General features: G+C 38.6%; 20 protein-coding genes. 14 read left to right on the top strand and 6 right to left on the bottom strand.

The window, feature by feature from the left end:
- The first annotated feature begins 76 nt into the window (after positions 1 to 76).
- Positions 77 to 1,435, top strand: coding sequence for a magnesium transporter (gene mgtE / locus OLD84_RS07500; protein ID WP_264917354.1), 1,359 nt, complete (start codon positions 77 to 79; stop codon positions 1,433 to 1,435).
- A 173-nt stretch (positions 1,436 to 1,608) separates the two neighbouring features.
- On the opposite strand, the gene OLD84_RS07505 is transcribed toward mgtE, so the two are convergent.
- A complete protein-coding gene (locus OLD84_RS07505) occupies positions 1,609 to 2,235 on the bottom strand; it encodes a metal-dependent hydrolase (protein ID WP_209462282.1) in 627 nt (208 codons plus the stop codon).
- Between the two features lie 242 nt (positions 2,236 to 2,477).
- On the opposite strand from OLD84_RS07505, the gene OLD84_RS07510 reads away from it, so the two are divergent.
- The 5 genes from OLD84_RS07510 (at position 2,478) to OLD84_RS07530 (ending at position 9,137) form a co-directional block, all read left to right on the top strand.
- Positions 2,478 to 2,783 (top strand): rhodanese-like domain-containing protein, encoded by a 306-nt coding sequence (locus tag OLD84_RS07510; RefSeq protein WP_209462283.1) that lies wholly within the window; start codon positions 2,478 to 2,480, stop codon positions 2,781 to 2,783.
- 165 nt (positions 2,784 to 2,948) lie between these two features.
- A complete protein-coding gene (locus tag OLD84_RS07515) occupies positions 2,949 to 3,125 on the top strand; it encodes a YqaE/Pmp3 family membrane protein (protein WP_209462284.1) in 177 nt (58 codons plus the stop codon).
- Positions 3,126 to 3,463: 338 nt separating this feature from the next.
- Positions 3,464 to 4,657: an exonuclease SbcCD subunit D gene (locus OLD84_RS07520; protein ID WP_209462285.1), complete on the top strand. Its 1,194-nt coding sequence runs from the start codon at positions 3,464 to 3,466 to the stop codon at positions 4,655 to 4,657.
- A gap of 27 nt (positions 4,658 to 4,684) precedes the next feature.
- Positions 4,685 to 7,777, top strand: coding sequence for an SbcC/MukB-like Walker B domain-containing protein (locus OLD84_RS07525; protein ID WP_209462286.1), 3,093 nt, complete (start codon positions 4,685 to 4,687; stop codon positions 7,775 to 7,777).
- Positions 7,778 to 8,153: 376 nt separating this feature from the next.
- Positions 8,154 to 9,137 (top strand): ornithine cyclodeaminase family protein, encoded by a 984-nt coding sequence (locus OLD84_RS07530; RefSeq protein WP_209462287.1) that lies wholly within the window; start codon positions 8,154 to 8,156, stop codon positions 9,135 to 9,137.
- A 149-nt stretch (positions 9,138 to 9,286) separates the two neighbouring features.
- Here OLD84_RS07530 and OLD84_RS07535 read toward each other — a convergent pair whose 3' ends face one another.
- The 4 genes from OLD84_RS07535 to OLD84_RS07550 all read right to left on the bottom strand — a co-directional run bounded on the left by OLD84_RS07535 (position 9,287) and on the right by OLD84_RS07550 (position 12,626).
- On the bottom strand, positions 9,287 to 9,592 hold the full coding sequence (locus OLD84_RS07535; RefSeq protein ID WP_209462288.1) for a monooxygenase: 306 nt from the start codon (positions 9,590 to 9,592) through the stop codon (positions 9,287 to 9,289).
- 19 nt (positions 9,593 to 9,611) lie between these two features.
- A complete protein-coding gene (locus tag OLD84_RS07540) occupies positions 9,612 to 10,517 on the bottom strand; it encodes a DsbA family protein (RefSeq protein ID WP_209462384.1) in 906 nt (301 codons plus the stop codon).
- A gap of 19 nt (positions 10,518 to 10,536) precedes the next feature.
- Positions 10,537 to 10,878: a winged helix-turn-helix transcriptional regulator gene (locus OLD84_RS07545; protein ID WP_209462289.1), complete on the bottom strand. Its 342-nt coding sequence runs from the start codon at positions 10,876 to 10,878 to the stop codon at positions 10,537 to 10,539.
- Positions 10,879 to 11,738: 860 nt separating this feature from the next.
- Positions 11,739 to 12,626, bottom strand: a complete 888-nt coding sequence (locus tag OLD84_RS07550; protein WP_209462290.1) for a fructose bisphosphate aldolase — start codon at positions 12,624 to 12,626, stop codon at positions 11,739 to 11,741.
- 280 nt (positions 12,627 to 12,906) lie between these two features.
- On the opposite strand from OLD84_RS07550, the gene OLD84_RS07555 reads away from it, so the two are divergent.
- From OLD84_RS07555 to OLD84_RS07590, 8 genes are all read left to right on the top strand, one after another.
- On the top strand, positions 12,907 to 13,851 hold the full coding sequence (locus OLD84_RS07555) for an ABC transporter ATP-binding protein (RefSeq protein WP_209462291.1): 945 nt from the start codon (positions 12,907 to 12,909) through the stop codon (positions 13,849 to 13,851).
- A 1-nt stretch (position 13,852) separates the two neighbouring features.
- Positions 13,853 to 14,590: an ABC transporter permease gene (locus OLD84_RS07560; RefSeq protein WP_209462292.1), complete on the top strand. Its 738-nt coding sequence runs from the start codon at positions 13,853 to 13,855 to the stop codon at positions 14,588 to 14,590.
- Positions 14,587 to 15,270 (top strand): ABC transporter permease, encoded by a 684-nt coding sequence (locus OLD84_RS07565; protein ID WP_209462293.1) that lies wholly within the window; start codon positions 14,587 to 14,589, stop codon positions 15,268 to 15,270. The genes OLD84_RS07560 and OLD84_RS07565 overlap by 4 nt, the downstream gene beginning before the upstream one ends.
- A 114-nt stretch (positions 15,271 to 15,384) precedes the next feature.
- On the top strand, positions 15,385 to 16,503 hold the full coding sequence (locus tag OLD84_RS07570; protein WP_209462294.1) for a sensor histidine kinase: 1,119 nt from the start codon (positions 15,385 to 15,387) through the stop codon (positions 16,501 to 16,503).
- A 67-nt stretch (positions 16,504 to 16,570) separates the two neighbouring features.
- The gene (locus tag OLD84_RS07575; RefSeq protein WP_209462295.1) at positions 16,571 to 17,182 is read left to right on the top strand and encodes a response regulator transcription factor; all 612 of its coding nucleotides are present in this window, start codon (positions 16,571 to 16,573) and stop codon (positions 17,180 to 17,182) included.
- A 394-nt stretch (positions 17,183 to 17,576) separates the two neighbouring features.
- The gene (locus tag OLD84_RS07580; RefSeq protein WP_209462296.1) at positions 17,577 to 18,452 is read left to right on the top strand and encodes a YitT family protein; all 876 of its coding nucleotides are present in this window, start codon (positions 17,577 to 17,579) and stop codon (positions 18,450 to 18,452) included.
- A gap of 806 nt (positions 18,453 to 19,258) precedes the next feature.
- The gene (locus tag OLD84_RS07585; protein ID WP_209462297.1) at positions 19,259 to 19,756 is read left to right on the top strand and encodes a Dps family protein; all 498 of its coding nucleotides are present in this window, start codon (positions 19,259 to 19,261) and stop codon (positions 19,754 to 19,756) included.
- 218 nt (positions 19,757 to 19,974) lie between these two features.
- Positions 19,975 to 20,406, top strand: a complete 432-nt coding sequence (locus OLD84_RS07590) for a DUF2935 domain-containing protein (protein ID WP_209462298.1) — start codon at positions 19,975 to 19,977, stop codon at positions 20,404 to 20,406.
- Between the two features lie 219 nt (positions 20,407 to 20,625).
- On the opposite strand, the gene putP is transcribed toward OLD84_RS07590, so the two are convergent.
- On the bottom strand, positions 20,626 to 22,107 hold the full coding sequence (gene putP, locus OLD84_RS07595; RefSeq protein WP_209462299.1) for a sodium/proline symporter PutP: 1,482 nt from the start codon (positions 22,105 to 22,107) through the stop codon (positions 20,626 to 20,628).
- Positions 22,108 to 22,255: the final 148 nt, after the last annotated feature.

Consider the following 22,255-nt stretch of genomic DNA (forward strand, 5'->3'; position numbering starts at 1 on the left):
AAAAACAAGTTACCATATTTTTGCTTTCACTGGGCATGCTAAAAGGAATTCTATTTAAAGAAGGGAGGTGGTTCGGGTGGCTTTACCCTTACTTGAAAATGATACAGCAGCTTCCATGATACAATCATTGAAAGAAGGAAGTCAGGAAAACTTTCAAACCATTGTACATGAATTACAACCATATGACTTGGCGCAACATTATCAGTATTTGCCAGTTAAGCACCGAAATAAATTTATTCTTTTTTTAACAGATGAACAACTAAAAGAATTTATAGAAGAGCTGGAAAATGACGATCAACTAGAAGTGCTTCAAAAACTAGGAGTCGAAAAATCGACAACAATCCTTGATTTGATGGAAAATGATGAATTGGCCATATTACTAGAGGACCTAGAACCGGAGAAAGTGGAAGAACTCCTATCTGAGATGAAAAAAGAAGAAATTGAGATCGTAAAGAACCTCATGAACTATCCACCTGAAACAGCTGGTCGGATTATGAACACTCGATTTGTCTGGATAAATCATGATTATACAATCAGAGAAGCAGTTGATAAGTTAAAACATTTTGCTGAACTCGCGGAATACCTCAATTATCTTTATGTCATCGATGAACAGAAGAAACTCGTCGGTGTAGTCTCTTATAAGGACTTATTACTAGCAGATTTAGAGGATAAAGTGAAAAACATTATGTTGAGTAGGCTCGTTAAAGTTAATGTACATACCGATCAAGAAGAGGTGGCTAAATTAATTAGTCGATATGACTTTGTATCCATTCCGGTTATTGAAGAGGATAACACGTTGGCTGGTGTTGTCACCGTTGATGATGTAATTGATGTCGTTATTCGAGAAGCAAATGAAGACATCGAAAAGATATCTGCTGCTGGTAAAGCAATCGACTTTGAAACAAAACCAATAATCGCTTCCTATCGTCGTCTGCCGTGGCTTATTTTATTGTTATTTATCGGACTAGTGTCTGGTAGCATTATTAGTGGATTTGAAGCAACATTGGATCAAGTTGTAGCACTAGCCTTCTTTATGCCTATGATTGCGGGGATGACTGGTAACACAGGAACCCAATCATTAGCAGTTGTCGTACGAGGGTTGGCTACCAATGACTTGAACTTTAAGCAAGTACTAAAATTAATTATTCGTGAACTTTGGGTAGGCATTATTATTGGTATTGTTTGTGGTATCTTGATTTTATTAATAGCCTATGTATGGCAGGGGAGTTTTCCCTTGGGAATAGTTGTTGGTGGATCCTTATTGCTGACATTAATTATTGGGACATTAGCCGGAACAATTATTCCACTTATTCTATATAAATTCAATGTAGACCCAGCAGTAGCTTCTGGGCCACTTATCACTACGATAAATGATATATTGTCCCTGCTTATTTACTTTGGCTTCGCTACAATGTTTATGGATCGGTTATTGTAGGTTCAATTCAGCAAAAATACCCTCTGGGGGAAAATTAACAAGGTTTTTTTCATTCTAGACGTATTACAACCCTTTATATGATGCAACGAAAAAAAGAACCATCGTTAGGTTATTTGACAATAAAAAATCAGGAATATCGATCAAATGGTAATTGATTTGATCGATATTCCAAGTCAGATTTCTTTTGATGAAATAGGTAAAAACAACTTAACTCCTCGTTTATTGAATGGTAATAGCTTACTATCTGTAATTAAGTGGCTAATATAACCAATAAGGCATGTATAGAAAATTCCATTAATCCCAAGGGATCTTTCTAGGTGGGAAGCAATAATTCCGAAGAACACTACACCCACTATCGAATGGGTATAGCTGCGATGCGGAACGAAAGAGGCGATTAAAATATATATTCCAAACAGCATCAGCCACGTTTCCTGTAAGGAAGAACCTCCTGCAATCACGCCGATACCGGTAATGGTTAACATATGTTTTTGTTTAATTGATGATGAAAGAATAATCATCCCCAGTCCGATGCCAATACCCACATACCTATCAGTACTGACGCCCTCATAGAAACTATAAATAATCATCAGTACCCCGATCAACTGAGCAACTGTTTGAATCATCTTGTGGGATAGCGTCATTTTACCACGAAGCTTCCCATCAACATCTAGATCGGGTATTAACCCTGAAACACCTCCTAGTCCAACTAAAAGGAGTGTTGAAGAAGGACTGGAATCAAAAGTGCTCGCTACAATGAATCCTGTTGCTGCTCCGATTGCTGCATGTGTTGTACCATTCACGTTTAATCCACCTTTAGAAAACTAGTCTTATCGCCAAGCTTTATTTTACTATAAAACAGATGTTTTGTTTAGGATAATTTTTACACTTTTTGAATTTTCCATTGTAGTTATAGGAAGAAATTATATTTTGGCAGATAAGAAAGCATATTACTGCAACTAAGGCATTAACCGACAGGCTTGGTAAATGCCAAGTTTTCTAAAATATGATAGGATAAACAAAAGGCTCATAGGAGGATGCAGGTATGAAGGAAATAACAGCGAAAGAACTAGGGAAAAAGGTGAAAGATGGAGAAACAGTTAACATTATTGATGTGCGCGAAGATGAAGAAGTAAGAGAAGGAAAAATCCCAGGAGCAGCTCATATTCGTTTGAGTGAAATCCCAGAACGTTTAGATGAAATAGCCAAAGAAGAACATCATTATATGGTCTGTCGTTCTGGTGGCAGAAGTGGAAAGGCTAGTGAATTTTTGAAAGAGCAAGGATATGACGTAAGCAATATGGTTGGTGGAATGTTGGAATGGGAAGAAGAAGTAGAGAAAGAGAAGTAGGAGAAACAAAAAACCAGTAAAAGTATTGATTATTCTCTCTTGAACACAATGCACATACTATTCAGAAATGGGGATACGCTATGGGAAGGGGTTACGTACGCCGAAGATAGTTTCCCGGCCTCTACTTCTCCTTAATTCATGGAAAAACCTTTCGGGAGGGTCATTATGTTGTATCTACTATGTTTGATTCCACCGCTTGCGGTGCTGGTAACAGGACGTCCAATTCAAGCAATATTAAATTTTCTCTTAACATTAGCGTTTTATATCCCGGGTGTCATTCATGCGGTATTAGTTGTGAATGAACATAAAGCAGATAAACGGATGAAGAAGTACGCAAAGTAATCAAAAGATTTAGTGATAAAAGAATATATAATTAATAAGCCACCTTGAATGGTGGCTTTTTGTCATGGTGCGAATAAACCTATACAATTAGTTGCACACCCTATATGTTAAACTATAAAGGAACCCTAAATCCCTATTTCATACATTTAGACTTTTTAATAGATATTTATGGTACAGGTTCACTACACTTTTGTATTATACTAGGGAAAGAACTTCCTTAGGTGAAAGGTTAGCAACGTTTTTTCCTCAAACTTTTCTATTATTCTCCAAGAACTCTTACAACGTAAGACAACCTCGGGTGAAAAAAGTCATAAACAAAATCGAAAGGAGAGAGAGTGATGAAATTATTTCATACAGCGGATTGGCATTTAGGAAAGCTCGTACAGGGGGTATACATGACCGAAGATCAGCGCTATATACTCGAAAATTTTATCCGTGCGGTTGAAGAAGAAAAGCCGGATGCTGTGATTCTTGCGGGCGATTTATACGATCGTGCGATACCACCGACTGAAGCGGTACACTTGTTGGATGAGGTGTTAGAAAGAATTGTTTTAAAACTGAAAACGCCCGTTCTAGCAGTGGCGGGGAACCACGATAGTCCGAGCAGGTTAAATTTCGGGAGCAGTATCATGCAGCACAATGGCTTTCATATCGTCGGCAACATCACGAAGGAAATGGAGCCGGTTATCCTACATGATGAGCACGGAGAAGTGCATTTCCATCTCGTTCCATATTGCGACCCAAGTGTCGTTCGTAATGTTTTCGCAGATGATGAGATTCGTACCCATAATGATGCGACAGGTAAAATAGTAGAAACCATCAAGCAAAATATGGACACCAATAGTCGCCATGTATTTGTGGGACACGCTTTCGTCACACCATTTGGGGAGGAAAAAGAAAATACAAGTGATTCCGAGCGACCACTTTCCATTGGGGGAGCTGAATATGTGGATGGCCATCATTTTGCGCCGTTTCATTATACAGCACTCGGCCACCTGCATAAGAAACATTATGTCATCCATGAAACTATTCAATATTCCGGCTCCATTGCGAAATTTTCCATATCAGAAGAACATCACAATAAAGGATTTAACGTTGTTGAGATGGATGAAAGCGGCAATGTGTCGATTGAGAGGCGTTTACTACCTCCAAAACGAGATATGCGCACAATTGAAGCGACAATGGAAGATTTATTAACCTTTCCGGTCAGTGAGGACTATGTATTTGTCCGTTTAAAGGACGAAGCTCCCGTTCTTTCACCAATGGAAAAAATTAGATCTGTCTTCCCAAATGCCATGCACGTCGAACGAAATCACTATTTCTTATCGCATGCATCCAACGAAGAAACGAAATCGGTCAATCGAAGCAAAATGAGCGATTTGGATCTTTTCAAAGCCTTTTATAAGGAAGCAAAAGGTGCAGATCCCTCTGAAGATACGGAAGCGATATTTAAAGAAGTGCTAGATGAACATTTACGAGATGAGAATGAAACTGTAACAGATAGGGAGCATACGAAGCCGATTACCAATTAAGTAGTATAGTAGAAAGGAGAGAATGCATTGAAACCACTTAGACTGACAATGACAGCATTTGGACCGTTTAAACATACTGAATCGATCGATTTCCGCGAACTAAAAGAGAATAATCTATTTGTCATTTCTGGCAATACTGGCGCTGGTAAAACAACGATATTTGACGGCATTTGTTTTGCCTTATATGGGAGTGCCAGCGGAACAGACCGTGAAGATACGAAGATGCTCAGAAGTGACTTTGCCGAAGATAATACGCATACGTCGATTGAGCTGGAATTTGAATTAAGAGGGAGAAATTATCGTATTCTCCGTCAATTGGGACATGTGAAAGCAGGGAATAAATCGAAGACAGGTGAGAAATATGAATTCTTTGAAAAAGTCGATGACAAAGAGATCCCTTGTGTCGATCGGCAAATGGTTTCTGAAATTGATAAGAAAGTAGAAGCCATCATTGGCCTAACGCAAGACCAGTTTAAGCAAATTGTAATGCTTCCCCAGGGAGAATTTCGTAAACTATTAACTTCTGAAACGGAAAATAAAGAAGCAATTCTGCGCAAAATATTTAAAACAGAATCCTACAAGCAAATGAATGAGCGTTTGAGAAATAAGAAAGATAACGTCAAAGAAGACTTTATGAAACTAGCACAAAAGCGAGACCATTATATTCAAAATATACCGGCTGCATTACCACAACGAGAAGAATCGTCCTTGTTTAAAGTGCTTGCAGAGGAACATCACAATGTCAATCAGGTTATTGCTGGATTAGAGGAAGAAACGCTGTTTTACCATAACCAGATCACAATCGATCAGCAAAACTATGATGCTAAATACAAAGCACATGGAACCAAGCAAACCGAATTTTACGCGGCTAAGACGTTAAATGATCGCTTCCAAGATCTGGACACAAAGGAAAAAGAGTTGAAGGAATTACAGGAACAAGTCCCAGCCTTTAAATCAAAAGAAAAACAACTGGTATCTGCTGATAGCGCAAGTACGATAGAAGTGTACGAGAAACAAGCAGCTGGCGTGCGACAGGAAGAGAAAGAAAAGGCCAGTGCGCTAGAGAAAGCGAAAGCAGCTGAGAAAATGGCGGAGGAAACCCTTACAAAAGCACAAGCCATCTATACACAAGAAGAAAATAAAAAACAAGAGCGAGAAAACGCCAGCAAGAAATTGGATCAGTTGCAAGGGTATCTACCAGTTGTTAAAGACATCGAGGCGCGAAAGAAGCAGCTGGAAGAACTTAAATACAACGAAAATCAAACGTTTAAAGAACTGGAAAACGTTAAACCAATTTTAAAAGAAAAAAACGACGCGTCTGAAGCGTATACGAAGCAGATCAACGAACTAACAGAAGCGGTTGATCAACAACCTGAAAAACAGGAACACCTTAAGGAAATGGGCGATCAAGTAAATGTGTTAAAGGATTTTCTCAAATTAAAGGAAGATCAAGCGACCAATGAGAAAGATATTGAGCAGAAAGAAGCCGCCTATCGCACCATTAAATCCACATACGACCAAGTCGAACAGGAGTGGATGAATAATCAGGCAAGCTTACTTGCTGCGCACTTACATGATGGGGAATCTTGTCCCGTGTGTGGAAGTCAAGAGCACCCAAATAAAACAGCTAATCAAGCGACAACAACGACGAAAGAGCAACTCGAAGCACGTAAAAAAGAACTCGATGAGAAAGACAGCCAGTATCGTGATGCGGTCGCCAAGCATAAGACAAACGTTTCCCAACTAAAAGATAAAGAAGAAGAACTCACACGATTTAAGATTGCCCCAGCAGATGCACAGGTAGTTCATGACCAACTGATGGAAAAAGGAAAACAGTTAAAAGCAGAAGTAAATACCATCAAGCATAAACGAGATGAGCTCAAAAAAGTAAAAGAAACCCATGAAAAAGAAAATAAAGTCATTAAACAACTCGAAGCAAAGAAAGAAAACCTAGAAAAGGCATACCAAGAACAAACGACCTCCTATCAAACGGCTAAAGCTGTGTATGATGAGAGGGTGCGAGTCATCCCGGAAGAAGTACGCGTCCTGTCTGAATTGGAAAAACAGATTAAGGAAACAGAAGCACTCAAACGAAGGTTAGAAAAGGCATGGGAACAAGCCCAAATTAGCTTACAGCAAGCAAAAGAAGAACAGACAAAGGCTTCCGCTAATCAGACACACACAGCAAAACAGCTTGAGGAAACAAAAGAAAGACGAATAAAGGAAGAAAATCGGTTTTACGAAACATTGCACGATGCGGACTTTGAATCCGAAGAAGCATATCAGCAAGCCAAAATACCGGAAGCCGATCGCAAACAATTAAAAGAAGCGATCCAGCAATTTAAAGAACAGAAATTAATGATAACCGAACGCGTGAATGAGTTAAGGGAATCCTTGAAGGATAAATCAAGAGTGGACGTAACGGCAATTGAAACAGAATTAGCCCAATTAAAACGCGACTACGAATTAGCATTAACTCAGTTAAATCTATCAAAAGATTACCACCAGGAAACCATTGATCTAAAAGCTAATATCAGCGACGCAAACGAACAAGTGAAAGGGCAGGAGAAACAACTAGCAACTATTACAGATTTGTATGACGTCCTCCGAGGGCAAAACAGTCAGAAAATATCCTTTGAGCGCTACTTGCAAATCGAGTATCTGGAACAAATCATAGAAGCTGCCAATGGACGCTTAAAGGGGCTATCTAATGGGCAATTTTATCTCATTCGCAGCGACCGCCAAGAATCACATGGTAAACAAAGTGGCCTCGGACTCGACGTCTATGATGCCTATACCGGACAAACACGTGACGTTAAAACACTATCAGGAGGAGAAAAATTCAACGCCTCCCTCTGTCTTGCACTTGGAATGTCTGACGTTATCCAAAGTTTCCAGGGCAATATATCTATTGAAACCATGTTCATCGATGAAGGATTCGGCTCACTCGACGAAGAATCCTTAAACAAATCAATCGACACCTTGATCGACCTACAACAAGCAGGTCGGACCATCGGCGTCATCTCACACGTTCAAGAGTTGAAATCAATCTTCCCAGCTATACTTGAAGTTTCAAAAGAGAAGGAAGGCTATAGTAAGACGGCGTTTTTGGTTAAGTGATGAGGGTCTTAAATAAAATGGAGGAGAAATTAGAGAAAGCATTTATATTATGAAGGCTAATATGAAGCGTTAGGACTGACTTTTTAGTCAAGTCTCGATAGATTCGGAGGAAACTTTAATTTGGACAAGAAGTCTTGTAGATAAAAATCTGCAAGGCTTTCCTTTATGATTTTAATCTTGAAAAACATGGTAAGATTGAATGGAGTAGGGTTACTTTTTTAAGAAGAGGTAACATAAAGTTATTTTAGGTAATTGGAAACATTACTGTTACAATTTTTCAGAATATATGAAATAATAGGTGTTAGTATATAGATGCTACAGATATTTTAATACAAAAGGCTAAATAGATCCGTTCATAACGAGAAAGGAAGTTATTATGCTTATTTTGACGGAAAAGGAAATACAAAATCATTATGTAATGAAGGATGCGATATCTGATTTAAAGAAAGGACTAAATTCGAAAAAACAAGGCCTTATCACGAATCCCCATCGGACGGTGATTGAAATTCCAGATAACCAAGCATCCGTCCTATATATGCCAGGCGCGGAATTATCACAGAAGATAGCGTCGGTAAAGGTAGTGTCCATATTTCCTAAGAATCCCAAGCACGGAATGCCAACCACTCAAGGAATCCTAATGTTGACGGATGCGCAGACTGGCAAGCATCTGTGTATGATGAATGCATCGTATTTAACTAGGTTACGAACGGGAGGTCTTAGTGGTATTGCAACGGAAAAACTAGCAAGAAAGGATGTAAAAACATTAGGCGTTATAGGTACCGGAGCAATGGCGTTTGAACAGGTTTTAGGTGTTCTGGAAGTACGTGATATTGACAAAATAAACCTGTTTAATCGAACCCAGGAGAAGGCAGAACAGTTTAAAGAAAGACTGATTGATTTTGGTGTAAAACAGCCCATTACAATCGCTGCAAATGCAGATGAAGTTGTGCAAGCAGCAGATGTTATTTGTTGTGCTACTCGGTCAAACGAGCCCGTTTTTAATGGGGATTTGCTTAAAGATGGTACACATATAAATGGTGTGGGTTCTTATTTGCCCCATATGCAAGAAGTAGATTTAACAACGATTCAAAAAGCATCAAAGATTGTAGCAGATGATTTGAAAGGTGTTGAGGAAGAAGCAGGGGAGCTTATTCATGCAGATCGTGAAAGTGATTGGAGTTTCACTGACCTTTATGGAGAGCTCAGTGGATTACCTGATCATAATGGATTAGTACGAGAAAATGATAAAGAAATTACGTTTTTCAAATCAGTCGGTGCAGCTTATTTTGATTTGGTTGTGGCAATTGGTATCTATAGTAAATTGCAGGAAATAGGGGTGGGGAGTGAGGTCGAGGTTTAGAATTCTCTATCTTAGTTTGAGCCAGGATATACGGACCGTCTAATAATACGTTATAAATAATTTCAAGAGCAGGGGAGGTGCATCATTATCAAGGTAAAATAGAATAAAGCTGTAAATCCTTATAAATAAGGGTTTACAGCTTTAATGCTTTATTTTACAGGACCTTTCGTGATTTCAGTAAGTTTAGAATTGATGGCAAAAATTTTTGTGTTAACATCTGTGATTCCGAATCCAGCCAATCTTTTGGCGTGCATCTTAAAATACTTTTCAGCTGTTTCTTTTGTTTCGAAAATATAAATTCCTCCAGCTTCGTTTGTTTCTGGGCTTTCTGTCCATATTTTCCATATGAAACCTTCTTCTTCGTTAATACTTTTTGCTAAATCAGAAAACGCCTCAGCCATCTCATTCCCAAAGGGGCCTTGCAAATTAAAATCAACTTGTAATACGTGTGGCATCGGTATCCTCCTTTTGTAATTAATTTTTCACTATATATGTTTCCCCTAAAATTTCCTTCGCTTGATAACCATTTGATGAAAGCTCTTTTTCAACCAGTGCGTTAACACCCGTCTTTTCAACATCGTACATGACTTCTATCTCTTTTGAAAATAGAAGTTTTTCTTTTTCAAGCAAGCTAGAAAGGGGTGGTTGTTGGCTTGGTTGTAGCTCTTCTGCATTCAGTATTTGTTTTAGTCCTGTCACATAGTTTTCCAATGAGCGAGCGCCGACAATCTTTACGCCTTTATTCTGCTCATTTACCATGACAATGGTTGGAAAACCTCTAGCACCAAGGTTTGCAGCAAGAGCGAAATCTTCATTTAATAATTGCTGTCCGCTTGGTAGTTCCGCTTCATTAACAATTTCTTCTCCATCAAGCCCAAGCTTGCTTACGATTTCAACCAAAATTGATTTCTCTGCAATATTTTGATCAAATGCAAAGACTGCTTCCCTCATGCGGCGTAAAAATACATGAGCTAAAGCCTCGTTTTGTTTTTGAATAACTTTAAATACGCGAGAAGGGGGATAGGAGGAGTGAACAGGGTTGTTATACCAAAGTGTACCATCAATTGGCATACGGGTTTGTTCACCAACTTCTCTCCAGTGCCCGGCAACATCAGTTGGTCCATTAATTCCGTTTGCTGCATCAACAGTTCCACCATCCCATTTTTCTAACAATCCTCCCATAACCGTATGGAAGTTGAAGTAATCGCCATACTGCTCTACAAAACGACGAAGGACGGGTTCCATTGCCCAGCAATGTGAGCATATCGGGTCTGTTACATAATAAAGATCAATCGTTTTCTTTGGTTTATTCAAATCAATTAACTCCATTTCTTCTTCTCCGGCTGTACCACATACCCCTGTTTCTACGTCACAAATCATATTATCGCTGTTCGTCAATTTATTTTTCCTCACTTTCTATTGGAAGTTCTACATCCATGTAGTGCTGTGCCCATTCCTGAAGTGGTTTAAGACTTTCGGCCAGGGAGTTTCCTTTTTCTGTTAGCTCATAAGAAATGGTAACAGGTGACCCAGTTTCCACTAATTTTTCAACTAATTCATCTTCTTCAAGCTCGGAAAGCTTCATTGATAGTGCTCTAGATGTAATCCCTGTCAAGTCACGCTTTATATCAGAGAAATGTGCGGTATGATCCTTGCATAAAGACAAGTAATGGATGAGTTGACCATTCCACTTTTTCCCCAATATTTTGAAGGAAGCTTCAATATAAGGACAAACGTTCACTTCTACCACCTCTTTATAATAAGTTTACCAGATATAAAAAATATATCAAGTATAAAATATATACTATTTGTTTCTAATTTCTAATAATACCAGTGAACAGTGAATTTAATTAAACGATTTATCATGAATCGAAGTACATTCCTAAACAGAATGCATAGGATATTTTATAAATTTGTGAAGCGAATGAGCAAGTACTATGTATCCATATCATTATTACGTAAACGCATCAATGTATGACCCAGGCTTTATGTTAAGAGACCATCAAGGTAATGGTCAGTAAGTAATTGAAGCTATACTTGCTAGTGTAAAAGGGGAAGCTACGGCCATTGATTTTTATAGTCGGTTAGCCAATTTTGCGCCAAATCAAGAGGATAGAAATGAGATTCTTCATGCTGTAGAAGATGAAAAATCCCATTTAAAACAATTTACTGATTTGTATATTACACTTACTGGAAGTCAGCCTATGTATGAAGTAGATAACGTTACATTTAATTCTTATAGAGAAGGATTACAAAAGGCTTATGAAAGAGAAGTAGGGAATTATTATGAAGCATATCGACAAAGCTATTTACGTTCGCAATATTCACCTTTTTGAGATGTGTTCTGGAGGGCATGTAATGATAAGGTAGAACATGCTAAACGATTTGGTTTTTTAGTTAGGTAGCCACCAGCGTTGAATATCCAGATAGAATACCATAGATAGATATAAAAATAACGTATAGGTGAACAATCACCTTATACGTTATTTTTTGGTAGATAAGAAAGTATAAAAACTTTCTTACTGCATAAGTGCAACTAAGGCTATCGCCATAAAGCTTGGCGATAAGTCAAGTTTTCTAATATTTGATTAAACGTAATAGTTACGTTATGGAAGCGTCGTAGATTTTTTTAACCGAATCTTTTAATAATGCATGGAATTCCTCATCTGTTTGATTGGCATTTAAAGGTTCAGATAAAGCTCTTGAGAAGCTTGCAATCAAGTTGTGATTTGCTGCTAACTTTTCATTTGCTTCTTCAAGTGGGTAACCACCGGAAAGTGCTACAACTCTTATAACTCTTGGATGCTCAATTAACTCTTTGTAGAAGTTATCCACGGTTGGAATGGAAATTTTGATCATAACATTCTCATTTTCACCTAATTTATCCAACTGCTTTACCATTTCTTCTTTTAAGAGTTCCTCGGATTTTTCTTTTTCTTTACTATTAATATCTACTTCTGGCTCGATAATTGGAACTAAACCAGCAGCAAGGATTTGTTTACCTACTTCAAATTGTTGGTCAACAACTTTCTTAATGCCTTCAGGATTTGCTTCTTTTATAACAGAACGCATTTTAGTTCCAAATATATTTTTTTCATTTGCTCTCGTTAACAATGCATCTAAGCCTGGATTAGGTTTCATTAATTGAACACCTTCAGTTTCTTCTGCTAGTCCTTTATCGATTTTTAAGAAGGGAACGATGCCTTTCTTTTCCCATAAATAATCTGCTGAAAAAAGGCCCTCGATTTTATTGTCCATTGTTTGTTCGAATAAAATTGCACCGAGAATAGAATCAGAACTGAAAGCAGGGGAGGTAATAATACGTGTTCTCATTTCATGAACGAGATCAAACATTTTCTCCTCACCGGAATAGGAATCTTCTGGAATACCATAAAGGGCTAATGCTTTTGGTGTACTACCACCACTTTGGTCGAGTGCTGCAATAAAACCTTGTTCATTTTTCATAAAATCTAATTGCTCTTTTTTCATTATGCCAACTCCTTATATAATTTTGGTGAAAGTCACCTATGTTATCAAAATCCAAACTAACGTAACCCTACATCAACAGTATATCAGTGTGAATTCTAAACTACAAAAAGAAGGCATTAAAGTGAACGAGTGTGATTACACTTTTCTCATGTACTGCTATAGGAAGGTAGGAGGGGCGTTTAACCTCCCATTCTAATCCGTTACATTTGTAACTACCGACTTGGATAAGCGATTGCTATACTATCAAATATAATGAAAACAATTTTGGAGGATATTATTTATGCTGATTGCAGAGATGAGCAACATTGTGAAGCGATATGGAAGTTCGAGGGTACTTGATCACGTGGATATTGTGATTGATGAGGGCGAAATTCTAGGACTACTTGGACCTAATGGGGCAGGAAAAACAACGCTGATTCATTCGTTGGCAGGTTTAATTAAAACAGATTCAGGTGAAATAAAGGTGTTCAATGAAGAGCTACAACGGAACTTAAGCACCATCAAATCTAAAATAGGGCTCGTCACACAGGAGGTTACGGTATTTGAGGATTTGACTGCTAGAGAAAACTTGGAATTCTTTGGCGGAATATATGGTTTACGTGGCGAAGAACTTAAAAAACGGGTGGAAGAGACGCTTCGTTTTGTAGGGCTAATGGATCGGGCCAAGCAGCTTCCGACTAAGTTCTCTGGAGGTATGAAGCGGAGGTTAAATATTGCTTGTGCATTGGTGCATGAGCCAAAACTCATCATTATGGATGAGCCGACAGTTGGGATCGACCCACAATCGAGAAATCATATTCTCGAATCCATTCGTAAGCTTCAACAGAATGGGACAACGATTCTTTATACAACGCATTATATAGAGGAAGTCCAGGCTATTGCCTCCAGAGTGGTGGTTATGGATCAAGGGCATGTCATCGCAGAAGGAACCGTCGATGAGCTGGTGGAAAATATTCAACATGAAGAGAAAGTTCAATTGGAAGTAGAGGAAGGATCTGAGGAATTAGCAGAGCAGCTGCAGAAGATTAACGGAGTAAAACAGGTTATACGGAACGGGGATCGGTTTTCGATTATTTCACGAACGGGATCAGGAAACTTGGATAGAGTATTGACGGTGGCAAAATCTACTGGTGGTGTGAAATCGATAAATGTAGAAAAACCTACGCTTGAGGATGTGTTTTTAACATTAACCGGTAAAACGCTTCGCGATAGAGAGGATAATTAATATGTTTTTGAAATTAACATGGTTTGCAGGAAAACGAATGCTCCGTGGTTATATTGGGCTTGTCTTTCTGATGTTGCTCCCGTTAGCTATTATTACGGTGAATGGCTTTGCCATGGGAGATATGGTAGTGGATGATAGTGGCCGACGGGGAATGGACGTCATAGCAGTTGGAATAGTGATTGGATTTCAGCTTGTCGGTGGGTTTTATACGATGGAATATATGAAAGAAGACTTGTTTACTAACTTCAGGTGGAGAATGCAGTCGCTACCTTTGAAACTACACGTCTATGCTTATTCTATTTTAACCGCTAGTACGCTGTTCAGTGCAATAAACGGTTTTGTTATCGTGTTGTTCACGCATTGGGTGTATGGAGTGGAGTGGGGGAATATTGGCTGGGTCGTTCTTGTTCTCATACTGGTATCCCTTATTTCGCAAATGGTATTTTTAACAGCTGTACTCGGATTTCGTAAGTATCGATTTGCTGAATTGACAGGATACGCCTATGTGTTCATCTTTATGATTTTAGCGGGTTACTTTTTCGTACCGATTCCGGATGCAGCTATTTTTGATGTGATCAACAAGTATCTGAATCCTCTTGCATTGGGGGAAACAGCAATTGTAAACGTGATGATGGGTGAGGATATTAGTGAGGCAGTATGGAGTGCTGGATTACTCTTACTAGGGTCGGTAATCATTGGACTCATTGCCATGCTTATTGGAAGGAGGAGACTTGTATGACGATTTTTGCATTTGCGCTCAAGCGAAGCTTTCGTAAGCTGATTAATATTGTGCTTCTAGGTGGACTTCCTATTATTTTCGTGTTTCTTCCAGATAATGGAGTCTATACGTTGCCTATCGGGTATCAGTTTTATGGCATTTTACTATTGTTTACTTCCGCAAAACTAGTCAGTATGATGTTAGATGACCGAGTTTCGGGTGCTTTGCTTCGTATCGGTGCTTCTCCCGTGACTCATTTGCAATATTTATGGCAGAATCTGCTCGCTTATTCGCTTCTGCTTATTCTGCAAAGTGGTGCAATGATTATTGGTGGTATGTTATATGGACATACACTGCATGAACCAGGTCTTCTCTTCTTGCTTTATGCTGTGTTTTCTCTTACCGCTATTAGCTTTTCTTTAGCTTGGTTTGCTTTGTTTCGACATAAGGAGACAGCTTTTAGTATCTTGTTTGGACTGATTATACTCATCTCGATGGCTGGTGGCTTGTTCTGGCCAATCGATTTGATGCCGGATATCATGCAGAAGCTGGTTATGGTACTTCCAACGTATTGGTTAGCAGAAGCACAATTTATTTTGGTGGGGAGTGGTGATTTATCCGACCTGTTTATCCCCATTGGCTTTTTGCTTCTCTTTACCGTGATTTTTTTACTCGGGGGAAGCAAGCGGAGAATTTCCTGAAATGGCATGGTATACTAAAGAGGATATTTCTACGATGAAGTTTGATATCGCAAAGTAAAACTTCATTCAGTGGGGCACCCGTTTAACTGCCATAAAGTAAGGATGATTAAAACCATGGACAAATCAAATTTCACGTTACTACGGGGAACGACAATTTTTCGTGTCATTTTTATTATGTTTTTATTGGCTCTATGGCTGAATGGAGATGCCGCTATAGAAGCCTTTTTACTGATTATGATATTGAGTACGATGGTAGTCGTAAGGTGGCGTTTTGAGCCTCCGGGTTGGACGGTTTTAGTAGACCAGCTTGCGTGTATTCTTGTGATCCCGTTTTGGCCGCAAGCCTGGCTGGGTATGACTTTACCTTTGTTCGAATCCGCTTTGAAAGGAAAAGCTTTGTACAGTATTCCGCTCCTTTTGGTAGGTGCGTCCTTTGCAATTCCTTCCATATTTACAGTGTTTTTTCTTCTCCTTTCGCTTGGATTGGGGTGGCTGATTAAGGAAACGACCGTTTTAGTGAGAAACTTACAAAAAGAAGCGGATCAGGATCGGCAGGATCGGTATGAATTAGAAAAGTTAAAAGGCGATCTTCTCGAAGCTAATATTAAGACTGCTTATATGGCAGAACTTACTGAACGTACGCGTATAGCTCGGGACTTACATGATCATGTGGGTCATGAGTTAACCGGAGCGACTCTAGCTCTGCAAGCCTTTGAGCAGTTGTGGAAAGAAGACAACGCAAAGGCGGAAGAAGTGTTTAGACAGGTGAGTGAAAGACTGAATGATAGTGTCACTCATTTACGAGAAACAGTGCATAATACGAAGTCGGATATCACGATGGGAAGTAGCCGCCTGGAAAAGATTTGCGAAGCCTACCAAGCATGCGATGTGACCTGGCAGGCGGATGGCGATACAATGAGAGTTCCTGTGTATATATGGGGGATTTTAGAGCCTGTATTAAAGGAAGCTCTCACCAATGTGTCCCGCCACTCGAATGCTAATCATGTCGATGTTTTCTTGGATGTAAGCAAGAAAATTGTGAGATTACATGTATCTGACAATGGGAAAACAAAACACACAAGTGAGGCGGGTATTGGAATACGAAATTTACAAACCCGAGCGAAGGCAGTGGGTGGAAATATTTCCTTCTCTTCTTCTGATAGAGGCTTTCAGCTTGTCTGTGTATTGCCGTTAGAAAGTAATCATATCTTTTCGGCAGATAAGAAAGCATAGAACTTTCTTACGGCTTGTTAACTGGTTAAAACTGTCACGTCTTCGAAAAAGAAAGGAGCTCCCATTCATGAAAATAATGATTGTCGATGACGATGCCTTGGTGTGTCAAAGCTTAGAAGTGCTTTTTTCTCGTGAAGCGGATATGGAAGTTTCTGCGATAGCAAGTGATGGAAAAGAAGCAATCGATGTATGCTTGAATAATTTGCCAGACGTAATTTTAATGGATATTCAGATGCCAAACATGGATGGTATACAGGCAACAAGAGAGATTAAGAGAAGATGGGAACAGGTGAGGATTATGATGCTGACTACATTTAAGGATGAAGATAATATTCGGTTGGCATTGCGGGCAGGGGCAGAAGGCTATATGCTGAAATCAACACCGGCCACGAATATGGCGCAGCAGATCAGAGTGCTGGTGTCAGGCTCGTCTGTGTTAGATGCGGATGTGCTAAAAACAATTACTAGGAACCAGGACTCGTCTGAGGATATGAAAATCCTGACCAACCGGGAACAAGACATTCTTGAACTCATCGCTCAAGGGCATTCCAATAAGGAAATTGCATCGCAGTTGTTTATCAGTGAAGGAAGAGTACGTAATACCCTGTCTATTGTTTTAAGTAAGCTGGATCTACGTGATCGCACCCAACTTGCTATTTATTATTGGAAACGTAATTGAGAGCCTCTCGTTGGAATAAAGCGGGAGGTTTTTTGACTAATTTTCCCTTTACAAAATTATACAAACTCCAGAACTGTCAGTACTTCCGATTATTTATCATAACGGGGGCTGTTTTTTTGAATATGAATGAAGATGGATAACTTTCTATCTATTGTCACATCATATAGCTAACACATTCCAACATATCTTCAGCATTTAAATTGTTTTATCTAACCAATTATTGGTAATATACTGGAGTCGAATCATTTTTATTTTGGCAGTTAAGAAAGCACACTCATATTTCTTACTGCATAAGTGCAACTAAGGCTGTCACTGAAAAGCTTGGTGACACCCAATTTTTCTAATAAAAAGCGTTTTTGAGATATGCTTTAATCTCAAAAGGAGGTGCGATTTAATGAAACAAATTACTTTAATAATTATTGGGACTTTGTGTATTGCATTAGGAACAACATTATTAGCTATACCAAATCAACTCGCTGATGGAGGCGTAATTGGTATATCATTACTTCTGTATTATGCATTTGATTTTTCGCCGGGTATCTTACTTTTTATAAGCTTTGTGGTTTTAATTGGGGTAAGTGTTAAATATCTCCCTCGTCACATGGTATATAAAAGCCTTATTAATGTACCGCTCTTATCCTTACTTATTTTTCTTACAGAAGATCTAGGTCAGCCCCTTGGCGATCCTCTAGTTGCTGCAATATTTGCAGGTGTTATTATCGGTAGTGGATTTGGTTTAATTATTCAAGCCGGTAGCTCAATTGGAGGCACATCTATTATTGGGTTGATGTTTAACCAGAAATTTGGTTGGGATGTTGTACTTGTAACATTTGTTCTTGATATCTTAATTGTATTGGCTGGCGTATTTATTATCGGTCCTCTCTATATGATGTACACTGTAGTTGCGTTGTTTGTAGGCAAAATTGCTAGTGATTATGTATTAAGTGGATTTGATGCAAAGAAAGCAGTTAATATTATTTCGACTAGAAGTATAGATATATCCAAACGAATTACAAATGATATGGCGTCGAGTGCAACTGTATTTGAAGGTTACGGTGGCTATTCAGAAGAGAGTAGAAAATCTGTCTATGTGGTTGTACGTTCACCAAGAATTTTATCTTTGAAGCGATTGATTCGAGAAATTGATCCAGATGCATTTGTTGTGGTACACAATGTTAAAGATGTTTCGGGAGGGACTTTCTTTGCGACACCTTCCATGGACGACAAGGTTGAAATAGAAGAAGGTTTTTATGATTATGAAGGTATCTAACATTAGAACTTTAGATAAGCGTGTATAAGACAATGGTAATCCACTACTAGGGAGAAAAGTGGATTCCTATTGTCTCTATTCTATCCTTATTAAAAATCAAGCACGGTCAACTTGCATAAATAGTAGTGGTGCAGGAACAAATTTTTGGTACGATTACCAAACGCACCCATCCTGAACGCCTGCGCTGTAACGATGGTCAACCCAGACCTTACTATTGAAAGTGAAATCAGTGCGATTGTATGAAGTGCGACGGAAAAATTGAGTATGTAGAGCGCTATTCAAGTGATCTGACTTCCGAAAATAGAATGTTTGTGCTACAATGAAAATAGTCTTGGCAAACTTGGAAAAGATTGCGTGCTAGTTTAAGAGACTATACTTTGATTCCAGAAAAATACAACGTTAGACCCCACATCCTAAGATAGTGTTATCTCAGTAAACGATATTATTTTCACCAATCAATCAGGATCACTTCCTAAAACACTTATAAGAAAAAAGAAGTAAAAATTGATATAAATCAAATCATTTTAATTAAAAACGGTATACGATATAATTACAAGTTATAGACAGAATAGCTTAAGCTAGATTTCTATCAGGAATCTATCAGGAACACTAAACAGGTAGCTTATTTTAAAGAGAAAGTGAAGGGAGCAATTGGATGAAGAATACAGCCAGAACTTAACTTTAGCTAATAGAAGTATAAGACATTCCTATGTATAAGTGCGGGCTCTGGCATTCACTGAAAGCCACGTTTTCTAATAACATACTGCGGAATAACAATATGAAACTAAAAAATGGAGGAATCACAAATGACTGAACATAATCACGATCAGCCTAACGCAACAGCTGCTTCTGAGGTAAATCATTTAATTGCAAACCAGGGAATATTATTTGTAAAACTTCATCAATATCATTGGCATGTACAAGGGCCGCACTTCTTCACTTTACATGAAAAATTTGAAGAACTTTATAACGAATCTAATCAATACTTCGATGCATTTGCAGAAAGGTTAATCGTAATCGGGGAACGACCTTATTCTACACTAGCAGAATATTTAGAGCATGCATCTATTTCCGAAGAAACATATGAAACTAAAATTCCAGCGGAAAAAATGGTAAGTAATCTAGTAAATGATTACCGCACCATACGAGATGGAACAGACAAAGCAATTGAATTGGCTGCTAAAGAAGGGGATAATGTAACGGAGGATATGTTGGTGGGCTACAAAGAAAGCCTTGATAAAAATATTTGGATGTTACAAGCTTATCTTGGAAATGATGCGCTTGAAGGACAAGGTGACGAATAAGATCAACTGAACTTACTGCAGGTAGCCGGTTTTTTACGAAATAGAATACATAAAAATCCCAGAACAAAGATTTGTTCAGGGATTTTTATGTATAATAACCAGTATAGGCGCCGGACCTTGTGCTTTCCGTTTTGAAATTTAAAATAAAAAACAGTTCTTTTCAATCTAGTTCTCAAATAGGTTTTAAGTATGAGCAATTAAGAAAGGAAGGGATCTATATGCAATTTTATTACGGAACACAAATGCCTCTTCGCGTACTGGACGAAGCCGAGTTTTGGAAGGAGCAGGAGGAAGAGCACACTGTTGTCATTCGGGAGATTGTTTCAGATTTGGAACCTGAATATGTTAAAGCGCTGGAACAGTGGGAAAAGGAATTAGCTGAGACTCGCAGGCGTGTGTTCCGGTACATGGAAACAGCCACACGAACGAAAGGAGATTTTTCTCAAGCACTGACTCAGGATTTGATTCAACTTGTCAATCACTGTCTTGAACAAAGCCAGAAGTACATTGCTTTTTGCAACATGTTGATTGATGAGAGTCAACCAATAAGTTCCAACCCAACTGCGGTGGTGGTCATGAAACATATCATTGATGAATCGGAGTATTTTATTGGTATTGCTCAAACTATTCTATATGATAAATCAATTTAATGGCATCCGAAAAGAAGTCATCCCCTCAAGGAATATGAAGGACGATAGCCCAAATGATTAAATTATCAAACATCAATTGAGTGTTTTATAGAACATGTGGGAAAAGATATGGTGTCTCGCTTAATTTGACAAATCATAGATATAAAATACACTACTCACTAAAAAATCGAGCTTGGAAATCCTCCAAACTCGTTTTTTTAATATTTCCAACAAGTCAGTCTATTTTTCATGATGAACAATATCAAGTGTTTCATCAAATTCACGGTTAATTTCCTGGTTTGGTTTATATGTCATTAAACTAACAACAACTCCTACGATTAAACATAATAAGAATCCTGGTACAATTTCATAAAGGTAGCTGGATAGGTTTGAGGTTCCCCAAACGAATACCGTAACCGCACCTACAATCATGCCCCAAAGTGCTCCGGCGCCTGTGAACTTTTTCCAATACAAGGCTAAGATAATAACAGGACCAAACGCAGCTCCAAATCCTGCCCATGCAAATGATACAAGACCGAGAATTGTTTCATTTTGTTGCCAGGCAAAAATCATAGCAACGAAAGATATAGCTAAAACAGCGATACGGCTTAGGTTTACTAACTGTTTTTGACTAGCATCTGTTTTAAATACCGCTTTATAAATATCTTCTACCAATGCAGATGATGTAACAAGCAGTTGGGAAGAAACGGTACTCATAATTGCTGCGATGACAGCTGCAAGCATTATTCCTGCAATAAATGGATGGAAGATAATTTGGCCTAATGAAATAAAGATGGCTTCCGGATCAGTTAGCGTAACATCGGGATTTTGCTGAAAGTAAGCAACCCCAACTAAAGCGGTAGCACCTGCCCCGAGTAAGGAAAGAAACATCCAGCCGATGCCAATTTTTCTTGCTTTTTTCGTTTCTTTTACAGATGAAATTGCCATAAAACGTATAATAATATGCGGTTGACCAAAATACCCAAGTCCCCATGCTAAGGAAGAGATAACCCCAGTTGCTGTGGCAGTGGCGAAAAAGCTAAGTAACGTTGGGTCTACTTCTCTAATGGTGTTTGCAGTTTCTCCAAGCCCTCCTGTTAAAAACAAACCAAAAATGGGAATTAGAATAAGAGCCAAAAACATCATAGTTCCCTGAACGACATCCGTCACACTTACGGCTAGAAAGCCTCCAATAAATGTGTAAGCAATTGTCACAGATGCAACGATTAAGAGACCGGTATGATAGTTATAACCAAACGAACTTTCAAAGAAAACCCCACCAGCTACCAATCCCGATGAAACATAGAATGTGAAATAAAGTAAAATAATAATCCCTGATACGATTCGTAAAACTTTTGAGTTATTTTTAAAACGATTGTCAAAAAAACTTGGGATCGTAATCGAGTTATTTGCTACCTGTGTGTAAGCGCGAAGTCTTGGTGCGATCAATAACCAATTTGCCCATGCACCTATCAGCAACCCAATACCCATCCATGCTTCTACAAGACCTGAAACATAAATCGCTCCAGGTAGTCCCATCAATAACCATTGTGACATGTCTGAGGCACCTGCACTAAGTGCGGATGTTGTAGCATTCAGTTTACGACCGCCAAGCATGTAGTCATCCAGATTACTTGTTTTGCGGTATCCATATACGCCAATTCCAATCATAGCAGCTAAATAAACAATAATTGCAATAAGTTGAAATGTATGATCAGCCATCCTGTTTCCCCCTTATATGTATGATATTTATTTTAAGTGTGTTTTACAGTGCGTGTTCAAAATGAGGATAAAAAGGACCGAGAAGTTCAAGGCGGCGTAGTTTTTGAGCAGCGGAGAAACAAGCCAACGAGCTTCCACAGGATGTGGT

The organism is Virgibacillus natechei (genome assembly GCF_026013645.1).
GTDB lineage: Bacteria > Bacillota > Bacilli > Bacillales > Amphibacillaceae > Virgibacillus_L > Virgibacillus_L natechei.

Bases quoted from the DNA above. Each gene is read 5' to 3' on its own strand.
- OLD84_RS07555 (WP_209462291.1), top strand. From the start codon at position 12,907: ATGCTGATTGCAGAGATGAGCAACATTGTGAAGCGATATGGAAGTTCG.
- OLD84_RS07560 (WP_209462292.1), top strand. From the start codon at position 13,853: ATGTTTTTGAAATTAACATGGTTTGCAGGAAAACGAATGCTCCGTGGT.
- OLD84_RS07530 (WP_209462287.1), top strand. From the start codon at position 8,154: ATGCTTATTTTGACGGAAAAGGAAATACAAAATCATTATGTAATGAAG.
- OLD84_RS07565 (WP_209462293.1), top strand. From the start codon at position 14,587: ATGACGATTTTTGCATTTGCGCTCAAGCGAAGCTTTCGTAAGCTGATT.
- OLD84_RS07590 (WP_209462298.1), top strand. From the start codon at position 19,975: ATGCAATTTTATTACGGAACACAAATGCCTCTTCGCGTACTGGACGAA.
- OLD84_RS07585 (WP_209462297.1), top strand. From the start codon at position 19,259: ATGACTGAACATAATCACGATCAGCCTAACGCAACAGCTGCTTCTGAG.
- putP (WP_209462299.1), bottom strand. From the start codon at position 22,107: ATGGCTGATCATACATTTCAACTTATTGCAATTATTGTTTATTTAGCT.
- OLD84_RS07520 (WP_209462285.1), top strand. From the start codon at position 3,464: ATGAAATTATTTCATACAGCGGATTGGCATTTAGGAAAGCTCGTACAG.
- OLD84_RS07550 (WP_209462290.1), bottom strand. From the start codon at position 12,626: ATGAAAAAAGAGCAATTAGATTTTATGAAAAATGAACAAGGTTTTATT.
- OLD84_RS07535 (WP_209462288.1), bottom strand. From the start codon at position 9,592: ATGCCACACGTATTACAAGTTGATTTTAATTTGCAAGGCCCCTTTGGG.
- OLD84_RS07515 (WP_209462284.1), top strand. From the start codon at position 2,949: ATGTTGTATCTACTATGTTTGATTCCACCGCTTGCGGTGCTGGTAACA.
- OLD84_RS07575 (WP_209462295.1), top strand. From the start codon at position 16,571: ATGAAAATAATGATTGTCGATGACGATGCCTTGGTGTGTCAAAGCTTA.
- OLD84_RS07540 (WP_209462384.1), bottom strand. From the start codon at position 10,517: ATGATTTGTGACGTAGAAACAGGGGTATGTGGTACAGCCGGAGAAGAA.
- OLD84_RS07580 (WP_209462296.1), top strand. From the start codon at position 17,577: ATGAAACAAATTACTTTAATAATTATTGGGACTTTGTGTATTGCATTA.
- OLD84_RS07570 (WP_209462294.1), top strand. From the start codon at position 15,385: ATGGACAAATCAAATTTCACGTTACTACGGGGAACGACAATTTTTCGT.
- OLD84_RS07510 (WP_209462283.1), top strand. From the start codon at position 2,478: ATGAAGGAAATAACAGCGAAAGAACTAGGGAAAAAGGTGAAAGATGGA.